Genomic DNA, 421 nt, shown 5'->3' on the forward strand with positions numbered 1-421 from the left:
CAAGATTCCAGCTAAATCCCCATCCCAAACAGGCTTACCGTCTTAGAATCAAAATCAACGATGCGCCAGGGCCGTTGGTGTCGATGAATGATACCTATATCCGCTATATGGCACGGGATTGCTCGTATGTTATCAATCATATCGAAGGCGTAACGTCTCACCCTAGGAAATACGTCGATATTCCGCTTCGTCAAGTCGGTAAAGATGAATATGAAGCCTCTTTCTATTTTGATGCCGTACAGGATGAAGATTACTTTGGTGAAGGTGTCTGTCATTGGAAACCTGACGGCTTCGGTGGAACGTTCAAGGCAACGGGAAAAGAAGAGGAAACAGGGTTTACCATCAGTAATGTAATGAGAAACCTGTTGGAGAAAAAAACATTGACTAAGTATTATTGGAAATGGTCATATCCTTATTTTAC

1 pseudogene is annotated in these 421 nt (G+C 42.5%); it reads left to right on the top strand.

From position 1 onward, the window contains the following. Positions 1 to 83: 83 nt before the first annotated feature. A pseudogene (locus HMPREF2872_RS11555) lies at positions 84 to 421 on the top strand (hypothetical protein); the annotation flags it as partial.

This window comes from Neisseria sp. HMSC069H12 (genome assembly GCF_001812735.1).
GTDB lineage: Bacteria > Pseudomonadota > Gammaproteobacteria > Burkholderiales > Neisseriaceae > Neisseria > Neisseria subflava.